We start from the raw sequence: 25,301 nt of genomic DNA, 5'->3' as shown, positions 1-25,301 counted from the left end.
GAATCGGTGGCCTTTTGAAACCCGACAAGACAGCAAGGATCAAATGATGGCAAGCGGCCCCACTTCGAACAGCTTCATCTCGCAGCGGCTGAAGCTGCATTATGCCGATTGGGGCAATCAGGATGCGCCCCCGCTTTTGCTGGTCCATGGCGGGCGCGACCATTGCCGCAGTTGGGACTGGGTCGCCGAGAAATTGTGCGACCGCTATCACGTCATCGCGCCCGACCTGCGCGGTCATGGCGACAGCGCCTGGTCGCCCGACGGCAATTACGAGATCGGCGCCTTCGTCTACGACCTCGCGCAATTGATCCACCAGCTCGACCTCGCCCCGGTGACGATCGTTTCGCATTCGATGGGCGGCAATATTTCGACACGCTACACCGGCCTTTATCCGGAGAAGGTCCGGAAACTGGTATCGATCGAAGGACTCGGTCCCTCGCCCGCGGTACAGGAGGAGCGCACGAAGACCCCGTTCGACGAACGGATGCGCCAGTGGATCGCCGACAAGCGTCAGGCGGCGGGGCGGCAGCCCAGGCGCTATGCCACGCTCGACGAGGCGCTGGCGCGGATGATGACCGAAAATGCCTATCTGACCGAGGAACAGGCGCGCCACCTGACGATCCAGGGCGCGAGCCGCAACGAGGATGGCAGTTGGAGCTGGAAGTTCGACAATTACCTGAACATCTGGACGATCTTCGACATGCCGCAGGAGGAGTTGCACAAGCTGTGGGCGAATATAACGTGCCCGACGCTCCTTCTCTATGGTGCCGACAGCTGGGCCTCGAACCCCGAAAAGGACGGGCGCATCCAATATTTCAAGACCGCGCAGGTCATCGAATTCGAAAACGCCGGCCACTGGCTGCACCACGACCAGTTCGACCGGTTCATGTCCACGCTAGACACTTTCCTCTAAACCGACGCCGGTTGCGCGCATGGGCGCGCGGTTGGGCGTCGAAATGACCTATTCGGGGCAATTGCCGGCGCGGCAACGCGCCATCGCAGGCGGCGCTGCGCTGGCCGTCGTACTGACGGTCGGTATCGGGCTGGTCAGTGGGCTCGACTTCGCCGTGGTGCGCAAGGCGAGCGAGACGATCCAAGCCTTCGCCCTGCCCGTTCCCCCGCCCGAGCCGCGAGCGGCTCCCGAAAGCAAAAACTCTAACGCGCCCGCCGGTGATGCTTCGGCCGCCAACCGGCAAGCCAGGCCAGCGCCTCTCGAAGCGCCCAAGCCTATCATCCCGCCCGTCAAGCCGCCCCCGGTCGCAGCGGCGCCCAAAGCGGAAAGCGGTAACGACGCATCGGCAGGGGCCGCGCCGGTCGCGGGTCCGGGCAGCGGCGCCGGCGGGCGCGGCGACGGCTTCGGCGCGGGCGGATCGGGCAGCGGCACCGGCGGCGGCACGCGCCCGGTGTGGCGCAGCGGAGCGATCGCCGACCGCGATTATCCCAAAGCGGCGCGCCGCGCCAAAATCGGCGGTGAAGTCGAAGTCCGCTTCACCATCGAACCAAGCGGTCGCGTCACCCGTTGCCGCGTCACGCGATCGAGCGGCGACGCGTCGCTCGACGCGACCACGTGCGGCCTGATCGAGGAACGCTTCCGCTTCCAGCCAGCGACCAACGCCCGCGGCGATGCGATCGCCAGCGAATATGGCTGGCGCCAGCGCTGGTGGCTCGAAGGCCGCTGATCGTCGCGCCGATTGTAACAGAAACCGCAACGAATATGAGAATGATTATCAATATGGATTGACAGTGCGAACGACTCTCAATAGCGGACCCCTCGCAACGAAGGGGAAATATTCCAATGTCCAACAATTCAGCGGCTCTCCCGAGGCTTCTCGCACTCTCGTGCGTCGGCTTCATCGCCACCGCGCCGGCCATGGCAGCCGATCTGGCCGACGATTCGTCAGCCGACGGCGAACAGGACCGCGATACGATCGTCGTCAACGGCCAGCAGGTGCAGGTCGATACGCCCAAGGCCGTTGCGCCGCTGCTCGATACGCCGCGTTCGGTCGTCGTCGTCGACAAGCAGGTCATCAAGGAAACCGGCTCGGCCACGCTGGTCGAGGCATTGCGCACCGTTCCCGGCATCACCTTCGGCGCTGCAGAGGGTGGAAACCCGATCGGCGACCGCCCCTTCATCCGCGGTTTTGACAGCCAGGGCAGCACCTATCTCGACGGCGTGCGCGACATCGGCGCGCAGAGCCGCGAAGTATTCGCGGTCGAACAGATTCAGGTCGTGCGGGGTTCGGACTCGACGCTGGGCGGTCGCGGCAGCGCCGGCGGCTCGCTCAACATCGTGTCGAAAATGCCGCGCAACGAGAATTTCGTCGGCGGTTCGGTCACGGTCGGCACCGACAATTACAAGCGCGTCACCGGCGACGTGAACTATGTCATCGGCAGCAACGTCGCGGTCCGCATCAACGGCATGTGGCACGATCAGGATGTCGCCGGTCGCGACGCGATCTTCCAGAAGCGCTGGGGTGTTGCGCCGTCGATCACGATCGGCGTCGAAGGTCCGACGAAGCTGACGGCCTCCTATTACCACCTCGATACCGACGAGCTTCCCGACAGCGGCATTCCGTATTTCTACACCATCGGCAACGCGCCGCTTGGCGACGTCGTCTTTTCCGAACCGCTGATCGGTACCGGCACGACGCGCGACGGCACCACGGGCACCGTCGCGCGCGACACCTTCTACGGGCTGGTCAACCGCGATTTCCGCGAGAGCAAGACCGACCAGCTGACGCTGCGTTTCGATCATGATTTCGGCAACGGCATCAAGTTCCGCAACACGTCGCGCTACAACCACAATACGCAGGCCTATATCTACACGCAGCCTGACGACCAGCAGGGCAATGTGTTTGGAAACGCTGCCGCAGCGACACCTGCGAACATCACGGCCGGCGGCGGCTATGTGTGGCGCCGTGCCAACTCGCGCTATGGCTATACCAACAGCCTGACCAACCAGACCGACCTCTACGGCAAGTTCAGCACGGGCGGGATCGAGCACAGCTTTGCCACCGGCCTCGAACTGTCGTGGGAAAAAGCGCGCCGCGGCAGCTTCAACGTCACGACCCGCAATTTCGCGACGCCGGTCGCGAATCCGCCGGCAAACGCCGCAGCTTGCAACAATGTGCAGGTCGCGACGTTCAACTGCACCAGTCTTTTCAACCCGAATCCCAATGATCCGTGGGTGAATTATGCCAACGGCCTGTACACCGATATCGGACCGATCACGAAGACGCTGCCGATCCAGGAAACCCGCAACGGCGGCACGACCAAGTCGGTCTATGCCTTCGACTCGATGGCGATCGGCGACGCGCTGATCGTGAACCTCGGCCTTCGGTTCGACAGCTTCAAATCGAAAGTGACGCCGGGCCAGGCCGCCACGGCAACGAGCACATTCTCGCTGAGCCGCAAGGACGACATCGTCAACTACCAGGCGGGCGTAATCTACAAACCCGTCGCGAACGTGAGCCTCTATGCCTCCTATGCGACATCGGCGACCCCGCCGAACAGCTTGCTGGGCGAAGGTCAGGAGGGGAACAGCCTCGGGACCACGAACACCCAGGCGGCCGTCGATCTGCTGAACTCGCTCAAGGTCGAGAAGACGAAATCCTATGAATTCGGGGCCAAGGCCGACCTGTTCGGCTCGCGGCTGTCACTCACGGCTGCGGCCTTCCAGACGGAAACCCAAAATGCCCGCGTGACCGGTGAAAACAACACCGTCCAGTTCATCGGCGAACGCAAGATCAAGGGTATCGAACTCGGCTTCAACGGCACGATCATTCCGGGCTGGACCGCCTTCGGCGGCTATTCCTATCTGGATGCGGAGATTGTCGATGGCGGCTTTACCGCGTTGACGGCCGCCGCCGTTCCCGGACAGGCTGCCAAGACCGTGCTGGTTCCTTCGGTCAACAACGGCAAGCAGTTCCCGCAGACCGCCAAGCACAGCTTCACCATCTGGAGCAATGTCGAACCCACCAAAGGCCTGACGATCGGCGGCGGCGCCTTCTACACCAGCCGCGTCTTCGGCGGATATTCGGACAATCGTTCGGCGACACAAAATGCGGCGGGCGTCGTGACCGTGAACCCGGCGACCAAGGTCGTCTATCGCACGATTCCCGGCTACTGGCGCTTCGATGCGCGGGTCGGCTACAAGATCAACGATCAGCTCGACCTGTCGGTGAACGTCAACAACCTGACCAACAAGGTCTATTTCAATCAGGCTTATACGGCGCATTATGCCGGTATCGCGCCGGGCCGTTCGGCGATTGCGACGCTGAACTTCAAATACTAGGCCGATCCGATGGCGACGCTCGACATTGAACGGCTGAAAGCGATGAGTGCGGACGAACTGTCCGCGCTGCTTTCCCCCGACAATGTCGAGCGGTCCGCCGTCATAAAGCTGGCCGCCGAGGCCGGTTTCGCCGACGCACAGGCGCTCTACGGCCAGATGCTGCTCGACGGCAGTGGCATCGCGCAGGATCAGCGCGCGGCGATCGGCTGGTTCCACAAGGCCGCCGAACAGGGCCATGCGATGGCGATCAACATGATCGGCCGTTGTTACGACCTTGGCTGGGGCGTTGCGATCGACAAGGCGCGCGCCGCCGAATGGTTCAGGATCGCCGCCGACAAGGGGCTCGACTGGGGCCTGTATAATTACGCCACCCTGCTCGCGCTGGGTCAGGGCGTGGCCGAGGACAAGCCGGCTGCGCTGGCGCTGTTCCGGAAGGCGGCGGCGATGGGCAACGCCAAGGCGATCAACTTCGTCGGCAGCTTTTACGAGGATGGCTGGGTCGTCGACCGCGACATGGCGGTCGCCGCCTATCATTATCGCCGTGCGGCCGAAGGCGGCGATTTTCGCGGGCGGTTCAATCACGCCCGGATGTTGGCCTGCGCCGGGGACGTCGATGATGCACTGTTGTGGCTGGCGCGCGTAGGAGAAAACGCGACACCGGCCTTCATGACCAAGGCGGAGGCATGGCTATCCGCATCGGGCGATGAACGGTTGCGATCGGAAGGCATCGCCGCACTGAACCGCAACCAGTCCAGCGGCGACGCGACGATTTGATTGTCCACCCCCGCTGTGGCAGCAGCGTTTATCCATCTTATCCCGCGCCACGCGATTCAGGGACCCGGCCATGATGATTTCCGTCCCCAATCTTCTCGATGCCGAGGGCGTCGCCGCCGTCCGCGCGATCATCGATGCGGCGGACTGGATCGACGGAAATGCAACCTCCGGCCCTCAATCGGCGCTGGCGAAGAAGAACGAACAGCTCGCCGAAGGCAGTCCGGCGGCCCGCGAAGCCGCAGCGATCATCCTGAAGGCGCTGGGCAATTCCCCCTTGTTCTTTTCCGCCGCGCTGCCGCTCAAAGTCTATCCACCGCTGTTCAATCGTTATGGCGAGGGTCAGACATTCGGCACCCATGTCGACAATGCGATCCGCATCCAGCGCGGGTCCGACTTCCGTTTGCGCAGCGACCTGTCGGTGACGCTCTTCCTCGAAGATCCTGACGCTTATGACGGTGGTGTCCTCACCATCGAGGATGTTTTCGGTTCACAGCAGGTCAAGCTGCCGGCCGGCCACGCGGTCGTCTATCCGTCGTCGAGCCTGCACCATGTCACGCCCGTCACGCGCGGCACCCGCGTGGCGTCCTTCTTCTGGCTCCAGTCGATGGTGCGCGACGCCGGGGCGCGGCGGATGCTGTGGGATCTCGATCAATCGGTACAGCGGCTGACCGGACAGTTGGGCGGAGCCGACCGGTCGGTGATCGAACTGACCGGACTTTATCACAATCTGCTGCGGCACTGGGCCGACAGCTAGCCCAACATCTCGCGCCACGCGCGCGACACATATTCGCGCCCGTTCGCCAGCACACAGGCGGCGAGTTCCTTTTCGTCGGCGAGCGCGATCGCCGCATCGGCGCCGAGCACGGTCAGCGCCGTCGCCCAGCCGTCGGCCATCATGCAACGGCGATGCACGACCGTCACCGACCGCACGCCATTGGCGATCGGGCGGCCGGTGCGTGGATCGAAGCTGTGCGAATAATGCTGGCCATCGACCGCGAGCCCGCGGCGATAGTCGCCCGAGGTCGCGATCGACAGGTCGTGGAGCGCGATGCGCCATCCGGCACCGGCCCATGAAGGCGGCACCTCCACGTCGACCCACCAGGGATGGCCGTCGGGGCGAATCCCCTCGCCGCGCAACTCTCCCCCAACCTCGATCAGGAAATGGCGTACCCCGTTGGCGAGCAGCCAATCGGCGGCAAGGTCGACGCCATAGCCCTTGGCGATGCCCGACAGGTCGAGCAGCGCGCCTTTGCTGCGACGGATGCGCCGCGCATCACGGTCGAGATCGATACCCCCGTCGCTCGGCACCATGAAGTCGGGAAGCGTGTCGACGGGTCCGGCGGCACCGAAGCCCCACGCCTCGCTGAGTTCACCCATCGCGAGACTGAAAGCGCCCCCGCTGGCGGTTCCGATGTCGATGCCTGCGGCCACGACCTCGGCGAACTCGGCGGGAATGCCGTGCCATTCACCCGGCGGCGCGCGGTTGAAGCGCGAGAGGTCGGAAACCGCTTGCCATTGGCTCATCTGCGCCACGACGCGATCGAGCGCGGCCTGGACACCCCCACCCGTCCCGGCGGGCGGCGCAACGGCTTGCAGGGACCAGCTGGTCCCCATCGTTTCGCCGGCGAAGGTTTCGACGATCGCCCCGGCGTCGCGCCCGGCAAAAGCGGCTGGCGTGAGCGCGCGGGGGATCAGGATGCGATCGGTCAGGGCGCCAGCACTTCCAGCGTCGTGACATAGCTGGCGCGACGACGCGGCGGCGCATCGGCGGGCGGCGGGCCTTCACCCTCACCCTCGACCTGCGGCGTGGTAACATTCACCCAGTACATGCCGGCTTCGGGGAGTGTCAGCTCGACCTTGCCATCGGCACCCGTCCTGGTGTCGATCTGGCCGAGCTGGTCGCGATAGCGGATGCCGCCCGGGATGACGGTGACCGGCAGGTCGGCGGTCGGCTTGCCGTCGAGCAGGAACTGAAAGGTAAAGGCTTCGCCCGCGATCAGGTCGTTCGGATGTGTCACAGGAACCAGCTCGATGCCCTTGCCGGTCGGCTTGAACAGCGTGTTCGTCGGCTCGCCGACCGTCACGAAGATTTCGTTGCGGTTGTTCGATTCGGCGGTGCGCACATTGGTCGCGCCCGCAGGGATCTTTTCGGCGAGGTTGGCGGTCGTCGTGCCGCGCGGCAGGCGCTCGGTCTTGCCGTTCAGGTCATAGCTGCCCATCACGCCGTCGACGACCGAGGCGATCCGCCAGGTGCCCTTTTGCGTCAGGTGGACATCAAAAGTGCTGCGATAGCGACCGGTGGCCTTATTCTCGATCGTCGCCTCGCTGCCGTCGGGCGCCCAGGCCTTCAATGCGTCGAGGCGCATCGGCTGATGCTCGAAATAAAAGAGGTCGTTCGACACCGCGGCGTCGACCGTCACCCAGACGTCGTCGCCTGACAGCACCGTCGACGACGGCATCATCCACTGGCGGTGTGCGCTCGCCGGAACCGCGATCATCGCCGCGAGCACGGCGCCCGCCGCAAAACCCCAAAGCTGCTTTTTCATCGTCCTGCCCTTTCGATTGATCAGCGGAAGGCGACCGAAACGGTCCCCAATTCGGTCTTGCCCGCGGCGCGCCCGCCGGCCCCGGCCTTGCCCGGCCAGGTGAAGGGAATACGCAGCAATTCGCGGCCGCCGACTTCGCGTGCCGCCTCAACGACGAGCACATATTCGCCCGCCGCGAGCGCGCCGAGCTGGGCACGGCTGAAGCTGATCTTGTGAGTGCCCGGCGCACGCGTCGCGCCGGTAATGCCGTTGGCTGGAAATGTCATCGAGCGGCCCGAGGCACGCCACCACTGGCGCACGTCGCGCAGCCATTTGGTGCCTTCGTTCGCCTTCATGTCATGGTCGTACCAGACCGCGACGGTCTTCGCCGGGGCGCCTGCTTTCTCGACCCAGAAGGCGACATAGGGCTTGTGATATTCGGCAACCTTGAGCTGCGGAATGGTAATAGTGACGTCCATCGTCGCGGGCGCGGCGGCGAGCACCGGCACGGCGAGTGCGGCGCTCAGCGTTCCCCCGATCAGGATCGTACGCGTGGCTGGCTGCATGGACAAACTCCCTAGTGAATGAAGACGATGGCAATGGCGGCCGGGATCGCGAGCCCGGCGCCGACGAGCGGCCAGGTGCTCTTGCGCTTGGCCGAATGAAGCCACAGCAGGAACAGGCCGGTGATCCCGAAGACCAGGCAGGCGAAGGCGAAGATGTCGATGAACAGGCTCCACTCGCCGCCCGAATTGCGACCCTTGTGAAGATCGTTGAGATAGGAAATCCAGCCGCGGTCGGTGACCTCTCCGGTGACTTCGCCGGTCGCCCGATCAATGTCGACCCAGGCGTCTCCACCAGGCCGCGGTGCGGGCAGATAGACGTTCTCGGGCGCCCATTCGGCCTCGCCGGCCTTGACCGGGAAATTCGCCTCGACCCATGCGGCGACGGGCTTGGGAAGCGGTCCCTTGGCATCGGCGGGGTCGGCCTGGGCCAATTGCGCGAGCAGCGTCGGCGGGATCTGCGCGGTCTTTTCGGTGACAACGGGCGCCCCCTCGATGTCGGCGGCATGGTTCAGCGTGAAACCGGTGACCGCGAACAATACCAGCCCGATCAGGCTGATCGCCGAGCTCATCCAATGCCACATATGCAGCTGCTTCAACCAGAAGGTCTTGCGGCTCTTCTTGGTGGCCGGGCGCGAGGGAGAGGGTGCGTGCATGAAATCGTTCTGAAAGGAGGCGTTGCGCCGCCACTATCGAGAACGATTCTCAATTACAACAAATAATCCCGCATATCGGGCGCGTCATGCTTTGTTACAAAGCCCCCGTCACAGGCTTGGCAGATCCAGCCCCTTCTCGCGCGCGCAGTCGATCGCGATGTCGTAGCCCGCGTCGGCATGGCGCATGACGCCGGTACCCGGGTCGTTCCACAGCACGCGCTCCAGTCGCTTCGCCGCTTCGGGTGTTCCGTCGGCGACGATCACCATGCCGCTGTGCTGGGAATAGCCCATGCCGACCCCGCCGCCATGGTGGAGCGACACCCAGGTCGCGCCGCTCGCGGTGTTCAGGAGCGCATTGAGCAAGGGCCAGTCGGACACGGCGTCTGAGCCATCCTTCATCGCCTCGGTCTCGCGGTTCGGGCTGGCGACCGATCCCGAATCGAGATGGTCGCGGCCGATCACCACGGGCGCCTTGAGTTCGCCCGACGCGACCATTTCGTTGAACGCGAGGCCGAGCCGGTGGCGGTCGCCTAGCCCAACCCAGCAGATGCGCGCCGGCAAACCCTGAAACTGAATCTTTTCGCGCGCCATGTCGAGCCAGTTGTGGAGGTGGGTATTGTCGGGAAGCAGTTCCTTCACCTTGGCGTCGGTCTTGTAGATATCCTCCGGATCGCCCGACAGCGCCACCCAGCGGAACGGACCGATGCCGCGGCAGAAGAGCGGCCGGACATAGGCGGGGACGAAGCCCGGAAAGTCGAAGGCATTCTCCACCCCCTCGTCCTTCGCCACCTGGCGGATGTTGTTGCCATAATCGGTCGTCGGCACGCCCGCCGCCTGCAGGTCGAGCATTGCGCGGACATGCACCGCCATCGACGCCTTGGCCGCCTTCGCAACCGAAGCGGGATCGCTCTCGCGCTTGGCGAACCATTCGTCGAGGCTCCAGCCGGCGGGCAGATAGCCGTTGACCGGATCGTGCGCCGAGGTCTGGTCGGTGAGCAGGTCGGGGCGGATGCCGCGGCGGACCATTTCGGGCAGGATTTCGGCGGCGTTGCCGAGCAGGCCGACCGAAATCGCCTTGCCCTCGGCATGGGCTGCCTCGATCATCGCGATCGCCTCGTCGATGCTCGATGCCTGCTTGTCGAGATAGCCGGTGCGCAGGCGCATCTCGATGCGGCTCGGCTGGCATTCGATCGCGAGGCAGGACGCGCCCGCCATCACCGCGGCGAGCGGCTGCGCGCCGCCCATGCCGCCAAGCCCGGCGGTGAGCAGCCAGCGGCCCTCAAGACTGCCGCCATAATGCTGGCGGCCCATCTCGACGAAGGTTTCGTAGGTGCCCTGCACGATGCCCTGGCTGCCGATGTAGATCCAGCTGCCGGCGGTCATCTGGCCGTACATCATCAGGCCCTTTTTATCGAGCTCGTGGAAATGCTCCCAATTCGCCCATTCGGGGACGAGGTTCGAATTGGCGAGCAGCACACGCGGGGCGTTTTCGTGGGTGCGGAAGACGCCGACGGGCTTGCCCGACTGGATCAGCAGCGTCTCGTCGTCGTTCAGGCGACGCAATGCCTCGACGATCCGGTCATAGCTTTCCCAGTCGCGCGCGGCGCGGCCGATACCGCCATAGACGACGAGCTCGTGCGGTGCCTCGGCGACATCGGGATGGAGATTGTTCATCAGCATGCGCAGCGGCGCCTCGGTGAGCCAGCTCTTGGCGCTGATCTCGGGGCCGGTCGCCGGGCGGATCACGCGGCTGTTGTCGAGACGGGTCATGAACGTCCTTTCGCAAAATCGAGGGTTGCGGCGATCACTTGCTCCAGCACGGGCCGGATCGCGGGGCCGGGGTCGAGCGGTGATGGCCAGTTGACGGGCGTGATTGCATCGGGCTCGGCCATATAGCCGCGCTGCGCCAGCTCCATCTGGATCGCATGCACGCCGTCGTCGGGGCGACCATAGTGGCGCGTCGTCCACCCGCCCTTGAAGCGCCCGTTGACGACATGGCTGTGGCCGCTCGCGGCGCAGATATTGGCGACGACGGTCTCGAGTTCGGGGGCGCAAGCCGTGCCGCCGTTGGTGCCGATGTTGAACTGCGGCAGCTCGCCGTCGAACAGGCGCGGGACATGGCTGCGGATCGAATGCGCGTCGTAGAGGACGACCCGGCCATGCGCCGCTCTCAACCGCTCGAGTTCGGCGGCCAGCGTCTCATGATAGGGGCGGTGATAGAGGTTGAGCCGCTGCATGATCTCGGCTTCGTCCGGTTGACCGAAGCGGTAGAGCGGCTCGCCGTCAAAGGTGGTCGTCGGGCACAGCTCGGTGGTCGCCTGCCCCGGATAGAGCGACGCGCCCGACGGATCGCGGTTCATGTCGATCACGCTGCGGGAAACATCGGTCGCGATCAGGGTCGCGCCGAGGTCGGCGGCGAAGGCGTAGAGATCGGCAATCCACCAGTCGGTGTCGATCCGCGCATGCCAAGGCGAAACGAACTGGTCGTCGAAGCCCGCGAGATCTGCCCCGCCATGCGGGAAGGCGATGACCAGCGGCGCATCGCCGCGCTGGACGCGCAGCCAGGTCATGCCGCGAGGCCGGGCAGGTCCCCGGCGAGATCGACCAGCTTGCCCGACCGCACGATCACGCTCGCGGCTTCGATATCAGGCGCCATATGGCGATCTTCGTCGAGCGTCGGCACTTCGGCGCGCAGCGCGGCGCGAGCGCGTTCTACGGCTGCGCTCGATTTCAGGCCGCCATGGAAATCGCAGCCTTGCCCCGCCGCGAGCAATTCGATCGCCAGCACCGCGTCGACATTCGCCGCCATCTCGATCAGCCGTCGCGCGCCGTGCGCCGCCATCGACACATGATCCTCCTGGTTCGCCGAGGTCGGGATCGAATCGACGCTCGCCGGATAGGCGCGCTGCTTGTTTTCCGACACCAAAGCCGCAGCGGTCACCTGCGGGATCATGAAGCCCGAATTGAGCCCCGGCCTCGCGACGAGGAAGGCTGGCAGCCCCGACAAGGCCGGGTCGACGAGCATCGCGGTGCGCCGTTCGGACAGGCTGCCGATCTCGCACAGCGCCAGCGCGATCATGTCGGCGGCGAAGGCGACGGGCTCGGCGTGGAAATTACCGCCCGACAGCGCTTCGTCGGTTTCCGGGAAGATGAGCGGATTGTCCGATACGCCGTTCGCTTCGATGAGCAAGGTCGTCGCCGCCTGACGCAGCAGATCGAGCACCGCGCCCATCACCTGTGGCTGGCAGCGCAGGCAATAGGGGTCCTGCACGCGCACATCGCCGAGGATATGGCTCGCGCGGATTTCGGAACCCTCCATCAGCGCGGCGAGCGCCTCGGCGGTCTCGATCTGCCCGCGATGCCCGCGCAGCGCGTGGATGCGTGGATCGAAGGGCGTGTCCGATCCCTTGGCGGCCTCGGTCGAGAGGATTCCGGTGACGAGCGCGCTGCGGTACAGTCGCTCGGCCTCGAACAATCCCGCCAGCGCATAGGCGGTCGAGAATTGCGTGCCGTTGAGGAGCGCAAGGCCTTCCTTGGGACCGAGGACCAGCGGATCGAGTCCGACATCGGCGAGCGCCACAGCGGCCGGAACGCGTGCGCCATCAACGAAGATTTCGCCCTCTCCGATCATCGCCGCCGCCATATGCGACAGCGGCGCGAGGTCGCCCGAGGCGCCGACCGAGCCCTGCGCGGGAATGACGGGAATCAGCCCCTTGTCGAGCATCGCCTCAAGCGTCGCGATCGTTGCCGGGCGCACACCCGATGCGCCGCGCGCGAGGCTGGCGAGCTTGAGCGCCATCATCAACCGCGCGATCGGCACCGGCATCGGCGCGCCGACACCGGCGGCGTGACTGAGCACGATATTGCGCTGGAGCGTTTCGAGGTCGGCGCTCTCGATCCGGACGGCCGCGAGTTTTCCGAAGCCGGTGTTGATCCCATAAACGGCTTCGCCGCGCGCGAGGATGCGTTCGACCGAGGCGGCGCTTTCGGCGATGGCAGGACGGCAATCGGGCGAGAGGCGAACGGATCCGCCCTGATAGACCTTGCGCCATTCGGCGAAGCTGACCGATCCGGGGTTCAGTTGCATTGTCCGTCCTTGATGCGTGCGTGAAGCGGGTTGAAGCCGATGCGGTAAACGAGCTCGGCGGGTTCGGTGATATTCCAGATCGCGAGGTCGGCGGCCTTGCCGGATTCGAGCGTGCCGATTTCGCCTTGCAGGCCGAGCGCCCTGGCGGCGTTGATTGTCACCGCGCGCACACATTCGCCAACCGACAGGCCGAACAAGGTGGCACCCATGTTGAGCATCAGCAACAGCGAGGTCGTCGGCGAGGTGCCGGGGTTGCAGTCGGTGGCGAGCGCGATCGGCACCCCAGCGTCGCGCAGCCCAGCGACCGGTGGTTTCCGGGTCTCGCGCATGAAATAATAGGCGCCGGGCAACAGCACCGCCACCGTCCCTGCCTCGGCCATCGCGGCAATGTCGGCCGCGTCGATATGTTCGAGATGGTCGGCCGACAGCGCGCGGTAGGAGGCGGCAAGACTGGCGCCTCCGAGATGCGACAATTGCTCGGCATGGAGCTTGACGGGCAGCCCCGCAGCTTTGGCGGCGTCGAACACCCGCGCGATCTGCTCGGGCGAAAAGCCGATACCTTCGCAGAAGCCATCGATCGCATCGGCCAGTCCGACCGATGCCGGAATGATCTGCTCGCAGACCAGGTCGACATAGGCGTCGGCGTTGCCCTTATACTCTGGCGGGACCGCGTGCGCCGCGAGCAAGGTCGCGGCGACGCGGACGTTCCGCACCTTGCCCAGCGCCCGCGCCGCGCGCAGCATCTTGATCTCATCGTCGAGGGTGAGGCCATAGCCCGACTTGATCTCGATCGTCGTCACCCCCTCGGCGATCAGCGCGTCGAGCCGTGGCAGGGCGCTTTCGACCAGCGCCGCCCCGTCCATCGCCTGCGTCGCGCGCATCGTCGACACGATGCCGCCGCCCGCGCGCGCGATTTCTTCGTAGGTCGCGCCTTCGAGGCGCATCGCCCATTCATTGGCGCGGCTCCCGCCGTGGACCAAATGCGTATGACAATCGATCAACCCCGGGGTGATCAGCCGGCCTTCGCAATCGATGACCTCCGCCGCTTCGGGGACATCCGCCACGTCGCCGACCCAGGCGATCCGTCCATCGCGGACCGCTATCGCGCCGCGCTCGATCAGGCCCAGCCCGTCACCGGTCAGCGTCGCGATTCGGGCATTGGTCCAGAGTCGATCCATAGTTCATTCTTGCCCGCCATCGCCATTATGTCTAGACATAATAATCCAACACGAGGGAGCATGGCGATGACATCACTCTGGTTCGAACAGGCTCTGCTGCCCGATGGCTGGGCGCAGGATGTGCGCATCGCGGTCGACGCGGGCCGCATCGCCGCCGTCGCGACCGGCGTCGCCGCGCAGCCCGGCGACGAGCGCCACGCCATCGCCCTCCCCGGCCTCGCCAACCTCCACTGCCATGGCTTCCAGCGCGGCATGGCGGGACTCTCCGAATTTCGCGGGGCGCCCGACGATGATTTCTGGAGCTGGCGCGAGATCATGTACCGCTTCCTCGACCGGCTCACCCCCGACAGCATCGCGGCGATCAACGCGCTGGCCTTTGTCGAGATGATGGAAAGTGGCTTCACCCGCGTCGCCGAGTTCCATTACCTCCACAACGACGCCGACGGGCGACGCTACGCCGACCCTGCCGAAACCGCGAGCGCGGTGGTTGCGGCAGCGGACGAGAGCGGCATCGGCCTCACCCTCCTCCCCGTCTTTTATGCCCATGGCGACTTCGGCGGCGCCCCGCCCGCGCCGGGCCAGCGACGGTTTCTGTCCGATGTCGACAATTTCGCCACGCTCGTCGAAGCGAGCCGCGCGAAACTGCCCGTCGATGCCGGGTTCGGCATCGCGCCGCATTCGCTGCGCGCGGTGACCGCCGAAGAATTGGCGGCGATCCTGCCGCTTGCCGACGGCGGCCCAATCCATATCCACGCCGCCGAACAGCTGCGCGAGGTCGAAGCCTCGATCGCATGGAGCGGCGAGCGCCCCGTCGAATGGCTGCTCAACCATGCCGATGTCGATGCGCGCTGGTGCCTCGTTCATGCCACGCATCTGACCGACAGCGAATGCGACCGCCTCGCGGCGAGCGGTGCGGTCGCAGGGCTGTGCCCCGTGACCGAAGCCAATCTGGGCGACGGCATCTTTCCCGCGACCCGCTATCTGGCGGCGGGCGGACATGTCGGGATCGGCACAGACTCCAACATATTGATCGACGCGGCGGGTGAGCTTCGCGCGCTCGAATATAGCCAACGGCTCCGCGACCGCCGCCGCGCGATGCTCGGCAGCGAGGCGGTGCAGTCGATCGGCGAGCGCCTGTTCGGCGAAGCGCTCGCGGGCGGTGCCCGCGCAACGGGGTCGGGCACCGGCCTCGCCACCGGACAGCCCGCCGACCTCTTCACCCTCGCCGTTGCCGACCCGGTCTTCGCAGGTGCCGACACCAGCACGATCCTCGACCGCTGGATCTTCGCGGCGCGCAGCAACACGATCGACTGCGTCTGGCGCGCCGGACAAAAATGGGTCGTGGGGGGACGTCATGTCGCCCGCGACGCGATCGCCGCGCGCTATCGCGGCGTGGTGGCCGCGCTGCTCGCATGAGTTTCGACGCCCGCATCCGCGCCGCGATCGAGGGCGATATCCGCTCGGGAGCACTGCGCCCCGGCGACCGCCTGCTGTCCGAGCATGACCTCGCGGCGCTGCACGGCTGTTCGCGCGCCACGGTCAGCAAGGCGATGGCGGCCTTGCATCGCGCCGGTCTGATCGAACGGCGGCGCAAGGCGGGCTCGTTCGTCGCCGACCAGCATGTCCATTCGGCGGTGCTTGAAGTCCCCGACCTCGCGCAACTGATCGCGGCGCGCGGGCACGTCTATCGCTGGCAGCTTCTATCGCGGAAGAGAACGGGTTCGGAGCTTCTGATCGAGGGTCTGCATCATGAAGGCGACACGGCCCTCGCGTTCGAAACCCGCTCGATCACAATCGAGACGGTGCCCGACGCGGCAACCGAAAGCTTCGACGATGTGGCGCCCGGAACCTGGTTGCTCGCGCATATCCCCTGGACCTCGGCGCGGCATCGCATCCGCGCGGCGGGCGCCACCGTGGCCGAAGCGGCGGCTCTGGGCATCGCCGAACACACCGCCTGCCTGATCCTCGAACGCAGCACCTGGCGCGGCGATGCCGCGGTCACGACGGTGCGGCAGGTGTTTCGTGGCGATATGTTCGACATGGTCGCCCATTTCGAACCCAGCCTCGGCTGAGCGTTAGCCCGCCATCCGCGCTTCCCACGCCAGCATCGTCGTCCGCAACGCCACCGCGTCGTGCAACGCGTTGTGCGGGACCGCGCTCGGAACCATCGGCCCGATGATGTCGGGATCGACCAGCTCGAACCGCAGGCTGCGCACCGGCTTCATATAGCCCGGCCCGGTAATGAGCAGCCGCGCCGCGAGCGCGATATCCTCGGGCCAGTCGGCGACGAGCAGCGGCGCCGGATCGTCCATCAGATAGGCGGCGAACAGGTCGGTTACCTCCTTGCGGCTGCGCGGGCGGGTTTCGAGCACGGGAAGCGCATTGTCGCGCACCCAAGGGGTCGAATCCTCGACCGAGATCGCCTCATAGAAGGGCGGCAGGCCAGCATCCTCGGGCACAAGCGCGATCGAAATCAGCTCGCCGCAAAAGCCGTTGAACTCGGTATCGAGAAAATAGCGCATCGTCGCCCCGCTTGCCCGCAGGACCCTTTGCCCCGACCAACCGGACCTAAGCGCGCGGCGAAGCCGAGGCCAAGAAAATTATCCGGCGCCCAGCCGGGTCAGCAGGGTTTCGACCTGCGCGTCCCCGGCCCATTTTCTCCGCATCGCGCGGATCAGGCCGGCATCGCCCCATTTTTCGCGCCGCGCCTCGGCCGCGCGAAGAACGGCGAGCAGGCTGGCGCGGTCGCGGGCGGCCGATGCCACGAAGGCGGTCCATGCCGCGGTCCGGCTTTCGCCGCTCGCCAAATCGGCTTGGGCATATTCGAGCAGCAATTTTTGCGCGCTGCCTGACCCGGCGCTCAAGGCCTGCGAAAGCGCCGTCGTGCGCAAGCGCAGCGTGTCGTTCTGGCGAAGCTCGGCGACCTGCGCCTGCGCCCGGACATAGGCGGGATAATCGCCGTCGGCGAGATGGATCACGGCGAGGCAATCGTGGATCACCGCAAAATCGGGGTGACGGCGCGCAAGGTCGTTGAGTGTCGCCACGGCCTCGTCGCGCTCACCCGCCGACCACAAGGCCCAGGCGAGGTCGGTCTGGATCGGCACCGATCCGGGCATCATCGTCTGCGCCTGCCGCAAATGGGTCAGCGCCTCGGCACTCTCGCCATGATCGGCGAGAATGTTACCGAACCAGAAATGGCCGCCGGCGTCGCCAGGCGCGAGCGCGATCGCTTTTTCGAAATAGCGGCGCGCGGCGGGGAAATCGCGGTCGCGCCAATAAGCGATGAAGCCGTTGACGCGATGCGCCGACGCCTGCGACGGCGACAGACGCAGCGCGTCGCCCGCCGCGGCACGAGCTTCGGGGAAGGCCTGCCGGTCGCTGCGCGTGCCGAATTCGCGCGACAGCAACAGCGCCTCTGCCAGCGCGGCGTAGCCCGGGCCATAGCCGGGGTCGCGGCGCGTCACGTCGCGCAGCAGGTCGATCGCCTTTTCGATCGCCGCCGCCTCGCGATCGGCGAGCAGGTCGCGGCCTTTCAGGAACAAATCGGCGACCGCCGGATCGCCGGGCAGCGCGAGCGCCGTCCTGGTTTCCGCAGGCGCCGACGGCACGACCCACGGCACCGCGAACCAACCCCCGCCGATGACGCCGAGTCCGACCAGCGCCGCCGCGATCGCTTTCCAGCGGCGGCGAGGCGGCGCGGCAAGCGCGGGCTCGCTTGTTCCTCCCTGGGCCCACAGATCGAGCTCTTGGCGGAGCGCATAGACGGTCGCGGTCTTGCCGCCCGGGATACGATGGACCGGCAGGTCGCGCTCGCGCGCCCAGCGGATCGCGGTCGTCCGGTCGCGGCCGAAATGCGCGCCGATCGATTTCCAGCCGTCGATGCGATCAGGCAAGACCCTGCTGCCCCCCGTCATCGGAGAGTCGCGCTGCGCCGAAGCGCCCCGAACGAGATCATGATGCCACCCATCCCTTCCTGCGCTGGCGGACGCCAAGGATCGGGCGGGGCTATCATGCGCGGCCGGGGCCGGCATCCACCATCTGTTTAGATGTCAGCGCGCGGCGACGATGAAACGGTGCGCGAACAGGCAGAGGTCGGGAAAACCCGAGGTCCCAGTCTTGGCATAGATTTTGTGGAGATGGCTGCGTGCGGTGGCGCGCGCGACGCCCAGCCGCTGCGCCGTTCCGATCATCTCGCCGTTGGTCAGCACATCTTCGAGCACCCTCGCCTCGCCGCCGGTCAGCCCGTGCGCCTCCGCCATCGCGCCATAAGCAAAGCCCCAGCGGCGATCGACTTCGGTCACGCTGACCGCATGCGCGGCGCCGCCGCCTTCGCTGACGTCGCCGTAGCGGTTGCGCGAGAGTGGCTGCGAAGCGAGTAGCAGCCGAAGCTTGCGGTTGCCGAAGTCGAATTCGCGCAGGATGGGCGTTCCTGCGTCAGCAGCGCGCGCGAGCGCCCGTGCGAATGCCGACCGGCGCGCCGCCTCGATCGACGCGAAGCCGGTCATCCGTTCGATTTCGGGTCCAAGGTCGAGAATCTGTCCGTCGTCACCGAGCAACACCAATCCATCGCGCGCACCCTGTGCCGCCTCGCGATACGCCGCCATCAGGTCGGCCTGACGGATGCGGTGGCTCGACAGGATCACCGCGCGGCGCAGATGCGGCACCAGCCCACGCATGGTGGCCACGTCCTCTACCGAAAACGGCGCGACATCGCCGGTCCGCAGGATCGCGATCGTCGCGAACATGTCGTCGCGCTTGATCAGATTGACCGCGAGATTGTCGACGATGTGCTGCGGCGCGATATATTCGCGGTAGAAGCGGCTCTCGCGTACCTCGGCCGATTGCAGCAGCGGATAAGCGGGTCGCGGTTCACCCTCGGGCGTCTCCATCAACGCCGGGCGCAGGATATCGAGCGCCGCATAGGTTTCGACATAGGATTTCAGATAGGCGGGGTCGTTGCCATATTCGGCCTGGAAACCCGCGGTACTGGTGCCGCCCATCCAGCCGAGAAACCCTGCCTGTGCGCCGAAATGATCGCCGATCCGCCGCAGCAGGTCGGGAAACATCCGCTCGTCGGTGGCGGCATCATAGATGGATTCGACTGGAAACACGGTGGTTTGGCTATGGCGCGTCACAAGGACTCGCGCAATCCAAACCCGGTCCCCGCCGCCAGACGGGGACCGGGCCGGAGTCAGAAGGCGATCCGCAGCCCAGCCTTGATGCTGTGATCCTGCCCTGCCGACCCGATCACACCGTCATAGCTGACGGTGATCAGCGCCCCCTCACTCAGGCGAAGCCGCGCGTCGATCGTCGCGACGCCAGCATCGCGCGAGCGCGGCGTGCCGATGACCGTGAAGCCGGGTCCGGTCGCGAAACGCATCGAGGTCGCCGGGGTCAGGTCGCCGAACCCATGCTGCCATCCTACCGTACCGCCGACCGAGAAGACCCCCGACGTCGCGGTCGAGAAGCGGGCGCCAAGCGTCGAGAGGGTCGCATTCTCGTCACTCTTGGCGCCCGCAACCGCCGCGCTCCCGCCGGTTTCGGCGAAAGCATCGGTATCGGCGCGAACCGCGACGATCTGGGCAAAGGGTTCAACATGGCCGCCGCCGAGCGGCAGGCGATAGCCGAGGTCGGCAAAGCCGTGGACGACCGAACCGTCATAACCGGCGACAAGGCGCTGGCCGATGCCGGGGAAAGCGACGGCGCGGTCGGTGTCGATGCTGGCCGAGGCATAGCCGCCGCCGACCTTGAGCGCCGCGCCGCCGAACTGCACCCCGGCATAGCCCAGCACGTGCCAGCTCTTGAGCTTGGCGCTGCTGCTGCGCGCACGGGCATCGACGTCGGTTTCGAGATAGGATCCCGCTACACCGATCATCGCGCTGTCGCCGATAGCGAAATCCGCGCCAAGCACGCCGCCGATCGTCTCGCGGTCGAGGTCGGCAGTGCCGTTGGCGCCGTCGCTGTCGCCCCAATTGCCGAACAGCTGCCCCCAGACGGCCCCGCCGTTCCGGCCGTCGAGCCGCTCGAGCACCGCGTTACGCGGCAGGCGGCTTTCCTCGATCATCGCGGTGCGGACGCTCGGGTGGATTTCGCCGGACAGGCCGTCGAACGCCGCCTGCGCCGCCGCATCGCTGGGCAGCAACAGCGCCGCCGCGGCCAGCGGATCGGTCGCCGCCTGCCCGTCGAGCGCGGTGCCGACCGCGATCTGGTTCGGCGTGATACCCGCCGCCGCGAAAGCGCGCAGCTTGGCGAGTTCGACAAAGATCGTCGTCGCGGTGCGGCCCTGGCGATAGCCGAGGAAGTTCGAGAGCAACTGGTCAGCGAAGGTGAAGCTGCCGGTCACCCCGCCCGCCGATTCAAGCACCGTGTATCGCGTGCCGAGCACCGCCGGCTGCGGGTTGCTGACCTGAAGCCGCGCGCCCGCCGCGATGGTCGTGGCGCCGTCCGCGATAAAGCGGTCCGATCCGCTACCGCCGGCATCGACCGCGAGCAGAGATCCCGCCGCGAAGCTCGCGTCGCCGCCGGTCCGGACGACATCGCCGATGCCGCCATCGACCATGGTGATGATGCCCTGGTTGGTCAGCGTTTCGAGACCCGAATAGGTCGTCGTCTCGGCGGTCGCCGCCGCGGTGCCGCCGATCAGGCGCCCGCCGGCGACATTGACCAGCACATCGTCGACGCCGCCAAAGACATTGATCCCGCCGATGCTGTTCCAGCTGCCGGCGTTGGTGAAGCGATGGCTCGCCTCGATATCGGGCACTTCGGCGATGACGAAGGCGCCGCGCGCCGAACGGCCACGGGTTTGCTCACCGGGATCCTCGGGTTCCGGCTCGGGCTCGGGTTCGGGCGCGACGATCCCGGCGTCAAGCCGGATCGTGCCGAGCAGGGTGCCGTTGTTGAGGATATCGACCGGCCCGCCCGCCGCCTGGATCGCGAGGTCACTTGAAGCGCCAGAGCGGTTGCGGATCGTCCCATCGTTGGTCAGGCCGAACGCCAGCCCGCTTTCGGTGACCGCATCGATCGCGGCAATGCCGCCCTCGACCGTGCCGCGGGTGATCAGCGTCGTGCCGTCGCCCGCGTCCGCATTTATCGCCGCGATACGGCTGTCGGCGGCGCGCAGCAGGTCCAGACTCCCGCCGCCGTCACCGCCACCCCCGCCCGTGCCACCCGTCAGGATCGACACGCCAAATTCGTCGCCCGAGGCATTGTTGACGTCGAGCATGATCGGCCCCGAGCCGCTGACGAACAGACCGTCGCCAGCGGCGCCGGTCAGCGTGCCGGTCGACACGAGGCTGGTTGTACCGGTCCCCTGCGTCAGCAAGACGACGCCGCTTTGCGCGCCGGTGACATCACCCACCACGACGCGCGTGTCGCCGGTGGTTCCCGTCGGCCGTTCGATGCGCACCCCGTCGCGTCCGGCAACCACCGGCCCGGTCACCGTCAGGTCGACGTCGCCATCGCCCGGCGGGTTGATGAAGATGCCGTCGGTCGCCCCCTCGACCGCGGCAAGCTGGACCACGATGTCGCCCGCCGACGCCGCGGCGGTGATTTCCACGCCGCGTCCCTCACGCCCGCGTACCAGCCCGGTTGCGGTCAGCGACGTCGAGCCAATCCCGCCGTTGCGGATCAATATGCCCGCGCGACCCTCTACTCCCGCCACATTTGCGATCACATCGCCGGCGCCTCCGCCGGTGGTGATGTTCATGCCGTTGCCGCTGACCTCGGCGTCCTGCGGCCGAACATTGTTGCTCAGCAACCGGCCCTCAGCGGTCACGATAGTACGTCCGCTCCCCTGATTGCTGATCGCGATGGCGGTCGCGCCCGAGGTCACGGCGCCGCGCGTGGTGACGACGATATCCTTCGCCGAAGCGCTATTGCCGAGCGTGATACCCTGCCGACCGGTCACGTCGAGCGTGCCGTTGACCGTGATGCTCGTCGAGCCGGTGCCGAAATTGTTGACGTTGATACCACCGCCGACACCGCCGACATTGTTTGCCTCGATGACGACGTCGCTGCCCGCGCCCTGCACACTGTGAAAGCCGACGATCGCGAAGCCCTCGCTGCCGGTCGCGCTCGCCGTGCCCGTCGAGGTGATGCGGATCGCGCCGCTGCCGCCCCGGTTCTCGACCCCGATGCCCGAGTTGCCGCCTGCGGCATTGTTCGAGAGGACGTCGATGTCGCCATTGCTGCCGGGCAGCGCGACGACGGTGATGCCGGTGGTCGCACCCGTCACCGTGCCCGTCGCCTCGACCAGCACCCCGCCGGTGCCCGCGTTGTTGGTGATGATCCCCGCGCGTCCGCCGCCAGTCACGTCGCCCGCGGTGCGGATTTCGATGCGCGAGGCGCCGCCGCCATTGCCGACCGCAATCCCGTCGCGTCCGCGGCCGATGATGGTCGAGGCATTGGCATCGTTATAAGTGAGCGATCCAGGACCGGAAATGACGAGGCCGTTGCCAGGGCTGTCGATCTCAAAACCGGGCGCGGTGGTAACGGTAATCGTCCCGCCGTTTCCGACGCTCTGCTCGTTGGTATTCTCACCCGAACAGACCGCGGTGCCGCCCGGCTGGACGACGCATTCGGCCCATGCGGGCGACGCGTTCAACGCCGCGAAGCCCGCGGTGGCGGACAGGAGCGCGGCGCGCATCTGGGTGCGCCGGCGAACGGCGGAGAAATTGGTGATGGTCATCGGACGGAAACCCCAAGGCTGAAAGTCAGGACTGACCGGTCTTGGGGTTCATGTGAAATCCCGTCCGATCGGGAAATCCTCTGCCGCGTCGCGTCGCCGAGGACCAAGTTGCAACTTGTTGCAACGCGCGGAGACTTGTTGCGACGCCGCCGTCACCGACCCGCGATCGCGCCAGAACGCTGCGAGCGCCTCGCCGCCCAGCGCAAGAAATGTCAAAACCAGTTGCAAGTCGCGCTAAAGCCAAGGCCGGCCCGGTGGCCTAATCCTGATCGCAATGGAGGCTCACAATAGCCCCGATGCACAAGGGAGTAAGGACAATGGCACGCATCGCACTGACGCGCACCCTGATGGCGGCGCTCGCGGTTTCGACATCGACATTCGCAATGGCGCAGGACGCGCCGCCCGCCGAAGAGACGGCGAGCGACGGCGATATCGTCGTCACCGCGCAGCGACGCGAGCAATCGTTGCTCGACGTACCGCTCGCGGTCACCGCGCTTGGCGGCGACACGCTCGCCGACCGCGGGATCACCAATTCGGCGCAGCTCGGCAGCGCGGTTCCCAATCTCCAGATCAACAGCCCCTATGGCAATACGCAGCCGAACTTCTCGCTACGCGGGATCGGGGTCGCGAACGAATATAACAGCAACCAGGCCTCGCCCGTCGGCGTCTATCTCGACGACGTCTATCTGGCGCCGCGCACCAGCCACGGCATGGGCCTGTTCGACCTCGACCGCATCGAGGTGCTGCGCGGGCCGCAGGGGACTCTGTTCGGGCGCAATACCACCGGCGGCGCGATCAACTTCATCACCAAAAAGCCCAACCTGTCGGGCACCAACGGTTATCTGCAGGTCGGCTACGCCAATTTCGACACCTTCACCGCACAGGGCGCCGCCGAGGCGACGCTGGCCGAGGATGTCGCCGGACTGCGGCTCGCGGTTAACTACGCCAAGGGCGACGGGCAGATCAGGAATGTCTTCCCCGGCGGGCGCGATGCCGCCTCGGTCGACACGCTGCAGGGTCGCGCATCGCTGCGCGTCAAACCCACCGAGACGCTGGACATCGTGCTGCGCGCCTATGCCGGCCGCGACCGCGGCACGCAGGCCGCCGTGCATGGACTCCAGCCCTTCCGCGCCGGGCTCGGCTTCTTCCAGACCAACGAGAACCGCATCGGCGACAACAACACCGACGCCTGGGGCTTCTCGGCGAATATCGCGCTCGAACTCAGCGACACGCTAAGCCTGACCTCGATTACCAGCTACGACGGCGGCAAGCAGGATCTGCAGCAAGCGGCCGACGGATCGCCGCTCGACATCCTCGACATCAACTGGCGCTCGCGTTACCGGCAGTTCAGCCAGGAACTGCGCGCCAACTATGAAGGCGACGGGATCAATTTCGTCGGCGGTCTCTTCTACGGCTGGGACCGCAATATCACCGACAACACGTTTAACCTGCCGTTGCCCCCGGCGGGCGGCTTCTTCCAGCATTATCGGCAGGTCCGCAAAAGCTACGCCGTGTTCGGCCAGGCCGACATCGACCTCGCCGACCGCCTCGTACTGACGGTTGGCGCGCGCTATACCAAGGACAAGTCGCGCTACGACGACGCCTTCGCTTACCTGTTCGTCGGCGGGGTCGATGATCCGCAGACCCCGATCGCGACGACCGTCCCCTGTGCCGGCGTCGCGGGCACTTGCGCCTATGATCCTGATGCGCGCTTCGCGCTCGCCGACACGAACAATGCGCTGACCGGCCGTATCGCGCTCAGCTACAGCTTCGACGACGGCCCGCTGGTCTATGCGAGCTATAACCGCGGCTATCGCGCGGGTGCGGTCAATGGCGGCGGCTACACCTCGTCGGCGGGGATCGGCTATATCGAACCCGAGCGCGTCAACGCTTATGAAATCGGGATCAAGGGCCGCGCCGGCGGCCGCCTGCTGACCTACGCCGCCTCGGCCTTCTATTATGATTATTCGAACCAGCAGCTGCAGGACACGCGCGCCGGCCCGGTCTCCTTCCTCGTCAACGCTCCGTCGTCGGAGGTCTATGGCTTCGAGGTCGAAACGACGCTGCGTCCGGTCGATGGCTTCCGCATTGATGCGTCGCTCGGCTGGCTGCACTCGAAATATAAGGAGCTGACGCTGCAGGGTGCGGACCTGTCGGGCAATGAGTTGCCCTTCGCGCCCAAGCTCACCGCGCAGCTCGGCGTCGAATGGGACGTCGTGGAGGTCGCGGGCGGCACGATCACCTTCGCGCCGAATATCGCCTATTCGAGCCGCCAATATTTCTCGCCCTTCAACGAAATCGACGCGCCGGGCACGTCGCAGGTGAACAGCGAACTCCAGCAAGGCGCGAATGCCAAGGTCAATGCATCGCTCAGCTGGAGCAGCGACGCGCTGACGATCCGCGCTTTCGCGAACAACATCTTCGAGCGCAAGACCTATGGCTATGGCCTCGACCTGCGCGGCGCGGGCTTCCCCTATAACTTCCTCGTGCCGAGCGCGCCGCGCACTTACGGCGTCAGCCTCCGCTACAGCTTCTGAC

20 protein-coding genes are annotated in these 25,301 nt (G+C 66.3%); 8 read left to right on the top strand and 12 right to left on the bottom strand.

The features are described from left to right. Positions 1–43: 43 nt before the first annotated feature. From EEB18_RS18035 to EEB18_RS18015, 5 genes are all read left to right on the top strand, one after another. Positions 44–913, top strand: a complete 870-nt coding sequence (locus EEB18_RS18035; RefSeq protein ID WP_187139811.1) for an alpha/beta fold hydrolase — start codon at positions 44–46, stop codon at positions 911–913. A 19-nt stretch (positions 914–932) separates the two neighbouring features. After that, positions 933–1,679: an energy transducer TonB gene (locus EEB18_RS18030; protein ID WP_187139810.1), complete on the top strand. Its 747-nt coding sequence runs from the start codon at positions 933–935 to the stop codon at positions 1,677–1,679. Positions 1,680–1,870: 191 nt separating this feature from the next. Further along, positions 1,871–4,294 carry a TonB-dependent receptor gene (locus tag EEB18_RS18025; protein WP_262407992.1) on the top strand — a complete coding sequence of 808 codons (2,424 nt, stop codon included), beginning with the start codon at positions 1,871–1,873 and terminating at the stop codon, positions 4,292–4,294. A gap of 9 nt (positions 4,295–4,303) precedes the next feature. Then, positions 4,304–5,068 carry a tetratricopeptide repeat protein gene (locus EEB18_RS18020; RefSeq protein ID WP_187139808.1) on the top strand — a complete coding sequence of 255 codons (765 nt, stop codon included), beginning with the start codon at positions 4,304–4,306 and terminating at the stop codon, positions 5,066–5,068. 70 nt (positions 5,069–5,138) lie between these two features. Next, entirely contained in the window at positions 5,139–5,822 is a 684-nt protein-coding gene (locus tag EEB18_RS18015) for a Fe2+-dependent dioxygenase (RefSeq protein WP_187139807.1), read from the top strand. On the opposite strand, the gene EEB18_RS18010 is transcribed toward EEB18_RS18015, so the two are convergent. The 8 genes from EEB18_RS18010 to hutI form a co-directional block, all read right to left on the bottom strand. Beyond that, positions 5,819–6,682 (bottom strand): FAD:protein FMN transferase, encoded by an 864-nt coding sequence (locus EEB18_RS18010; RefSeq protein ID WP_262407991.1) that lies wholly within the window; start codon positions 6,680–6,682, stop codon positions 5,819–5,821. The genes EEB18_RS18015 and EEB18_RS18010 overlap by 4 nt on opposite strands. Positions 6,683–6,774: 92 nt before the next feature. Then, complete coding sequence (locus tag EEB18_RS18005) at positions 6,775–7,614, bottom strand: DUF4198 domain-containing protein (RefSeq protein ID WP_187139806.1); 840 nt, start codon at positions 7,612–7,614, stop codon at positions 6,775–6,777. Between the two features lie 20 nt (positions 7,615–7,634). After that, positions 7,635–8,159 (bottom strand): DUF2271 domain-containing protein, encoded by a 525-nt coding sequence (locus EEB18_RS18000; RefSeq protein ID WP_187139805.1) that lies wholly within the window; start codon positions 8,157–8,159, stop codon positions 7,635–7,637. A gap of 11 nt (positions 8,160–8,170) precedes the next feature. Then, entirely contained in the window at positions 8,171–8,812 is a 642-nt protein-coding gene (locus EEB18_RS17995) for a PepSY-associated TM helix domain-containing protein (RefSeq protein ID WP_187139804.1), read from the bottom strand. Positions 8,813–8,920: 108 nt separating this feature from the next. After that, positions 8,921–10,582 (bottom strand): urocanate hydratase, encoded by a 1,662-nt coding sequence (gene hutU / locus EEB18_RS17990; RefSeq protein WP_187139803.1) that lies wholly within the window; start codon positions 10,580–10,582, stop codon positions 8,921–8,923. Continuing rightward, positions 10,579–11,382, bottom strand: a complete 804-nt coding sequence (hutG, locus tag EEB18_RS17985; protein ID WP_187139802.1) for an N-formylglutamate deformylase — start codon at positions 11,380–11,382, stop codon at positions 10,579–10,581. The genes hutU and hutG overlap by 4 nt, the downstream gene beginning before the upstream one ends. Continuing rightward, positions 11,379–12,899, bottom strand: a complete 1,521-nt coding sequence (gene hutH / locus EEB18_RS17980; RefSeq protein WP_187139801.1) for a histidine ammonia-lyase — start codon at positions 12,897–12,899, stop codon at positions 11,379–11,381. The genes hutG and hutH overlap by 4 nt, the downstream gene beginning before the upstream one ends. After that, positions 12,890–14,077 carry an imidazolonepropionase gene (gene hutI / locus EEB18_RS17975; protein ID WP_187139800.1) on the bottom strand — a complete coding sequence of 396 codons (1,188 nt, stop codon included), beginning with the start codon at positions 14,075–14,077 and terminating at the stop codon, positions 12,890–12,892. Before hutI ends, hutH begins: the two co-directional genes overlap by 10 nt. Positions 14,078–14,143: 66 nt before the next feature. Here hutI and EEB18_RS17970 point away from each other — a divergent pair, with 66 nt between their 5' ends. Next, positions 14,144–15,493 (top strand): formimidoylglutamate deiminase, encoded by a 1,350-nt coding sequence (locus EEB18_RS17970; protein WP_187139799.1) that lies wholly within the window; start codon positions 14,144–14,146, stop codon positions 15,491–15,493. Further along, positions 15,490–16,149, top strand: coding sequence for a UTRA domain-containing protein (locus tag EEB18_RS17965; RefSeq protein WP_187139798.1), 660 nt, complete (start codon positions 15,490–15,492; stop codon positions 16,147–16,149). Before EEB18_RS17970 ends, EEB18_RS17965 begins: the two co-directional genes overlap by 4 nt. A 3-nt stretch (positions 16,150–16,152) precedes the next feature. On the opposite strand, the gene EEB18_RS17960 is transcribed toward EEB18_RS17965, so the two are convergent. From EEB18_RS17960 to EEB18_RS17945, 4 genes are all read right to left on the bottom strand, one after another. Continuing rightward, a complete protein-coding gene (locus tag EEB18_RS17960) occupies positions 16,153–16,599 on the bottom strand; it encodes a hypothetical protein (protein ID WP_187139797.1) in 447 nt (148 codons plus the stop codon). Positions 16,600–16,677: 78 nt separating this feature from the next. Further along, a complete protein-coding gene (locus EEB18_RS17955; RefSeq protein ID WP_187139796.1) occupies positions 16,678–17,970 on the bottom strand; it encodes a tetratricopeptide repeat protein in 1,293 nt (430 codons plus the stop codon). 156 nt (positions 17,971–18,126) lie between these two features. Then, complete coding sequence (locus tag EEB18_RS17950) at positions 18,127–19,188, bottom strand: helix-turn-helix transcriptional regulator (protein WP_187669020.1); 1,062 nt, start codon at positions 19,186–19,188, stop codon at positions 18,127–18,129. 80 nt (positions 19,189–19,268) lie between these two features. After that, positions 19,269–22,763, bottom strand: coding sequence for an autotransporter domain-containing protein (locus EEB18_RS17945; protein ID WP_187139794.1), 3,495 nt, complete (start codon positions 22,761–22,763; stop codon positions 19,269–19,271). Between the two features lie 317 nt (positions 22,764–23,080). Here EEB18_RS17945 and EEB18_RS17940 point away from each other — a divergent pair, with 317 nt between their 5' ends. Continuing rightward, complete coding sequence (locus tag EEB18_RS17940) at positions 23,081–25,300, top strand: TonB-dependent receptor (protein WP_187139793.1); 2,220 nt, start codon at positions 23,081–23,083, stop codon at positions 25,298–25,300. The last annotated feature ends 1 nt before the right edge of the window (position 25,301 follow it).

Source organism: Sphingopyxis sp. OPL5, assembly GCF_003797775.2.
GTDB lineage: Bacteria > Pseudomonadota > Alphaproteobacteria > Sphingomonadales > Sphingomonadaceae > Sphingopyxis.
This window is presented reverse-complemented; position numbering and strand designations above follow the sequence as displayed.

What these genes read in the sequence shown, in the direction of transcription:
- EEB18_RS18035 (WP_187139811.1), top strand. Translation starts at nt 44, where the DNA reads ATGATGGCAAGCGGCCCCACTTCGAACAGCTTCATCTCGCAGCGGCTG.
- EEB18_RS18030 (WP_187139810.1), top strand. Translation starts at nt 933, where the DNA reads ATGGGCGCGCGGTTGGGCGTCGAAATGACCTATTCGGGGCAATTGCCG.
- EEB18_RS18025 (WP_262407992.1), top strand. Translation starts at nt 1,871, where the DNA reads ATGGCAGCCGATCTGGCCGACGATTCGTCAGCCGACGGCGAACAGGAC.
- EEB18_RS18020 (WP_187139808.1), top strand. Translation starts at nt 4,304, where the DNA reads ATGGCGACGCTCGACATTGAACGGCTGAAAGCGATGAGTGCGGACGAA.
- EEB18_RS18015 (WP_187139807.1), top strand. Translation starts at nt 5,139, where the DNA reads ATGATGATTTCCGTCCCCAATCTTCTCGATGCCGAGGGCGTCGCCGCC.
- EEB18_RS18010 (WP_262407991.1), bottom strand. Translation starts at nt 6,682, where the DNA reads ATGGGGACCAGCTGGTCCCTGCAAGCCGTTGCGCCGCCCGCCGGGACG.
- EEB18_RS18005 (WP_187139806.1), bottom strand. Translation starts at nt 7,614, where the DNA reads ATGAAAAAGCAGCTTTGGGGTTTTGCGGCGGGCGCCGTGCTCGCGGCG.
- EEB18_RS18000 (WP_187139805.1), bottom strand. Translation starts at nt 8,159, where the DNA reads ATGCAGCCAGCCACGCGTACGATCCTGATCGGGGGAACGCTGAGCGCC.
- EEB18_RS17995 (WP_187139804.1), bottom strand. Translation starts at nt 8,812, where the DNA reads ATGCACGCACCCTCTCCCTCGCGCCCGGCCACCAAGAAGAGCCGCAAG.
- hutU (WP_187139803.1), bottom strand. Translation starts at nt 10,582, where the DNA reads ATGACCCGTCTCGACAACAGCCGCGTGATCCGCCCGGCGACCGGCCCC.
- hutG (WP_187139802.1), bottom strand. Translation starts at nt 11,382, where the DNA reads ATGACCTGGCTGCGCGTCCAGCGCGGCGATGCGCCGCTGGTCATCGCC.
- hutH (WP_187139801.1), bottom strand. Translation starts at nt 12,899, where the DNA reads ATGCAACTGAACCCCGGATCGGTCAGCTTCGCCGAATGGCGCAAGGTC.
- hutI (WP_187139800.1), bottom strand. Translation starts at nt 14,077, where the DNA reads ATGGATCGACTCTGGACCAATGCCCGAATCGCGACGCTGACCGGTGAC.
- EEB18_RS17970 (WP_187139799.1), top strand. Translation starts at nt 14,144, where the DNA reads ATGACATCACTCTGGTTCGAACAGGCTCTGCTGCCCGATGGCTGGGCG.
- EEB18_RS17965 (WP_187139798.1), top strand. Translation starts at nt 15,490, where the DNA reads ATGAGTTTCGACGCCCGCATCCGCGCCGCGATCGAGGGCGATATCCGC.
- EEB18_RS17960 (WP_187139797.1), bottom strand. Translation starts at nt 16,599, where the DNA reads ATGCGCTATTTTCTCGATACCGAGTTCAACGGCTTTTGCGGCGAGCTG.
- EEB18_RS17945 (WP_187139794.1), bottom strand. Translation starts at nt 22,763, where the DNA reads ATGACCATCACCAATTTCTCCGCCGTTCGCCGGCGCACCCAGATGCGC.
- EEB18_RS17940 (WP_187139793.1), top strand. Translation starts at nt 23,081, where the DNA reads ATGGCACGCATCGCACTGACGCGCACCCTGATGGCGGCGCTCGCGGTT.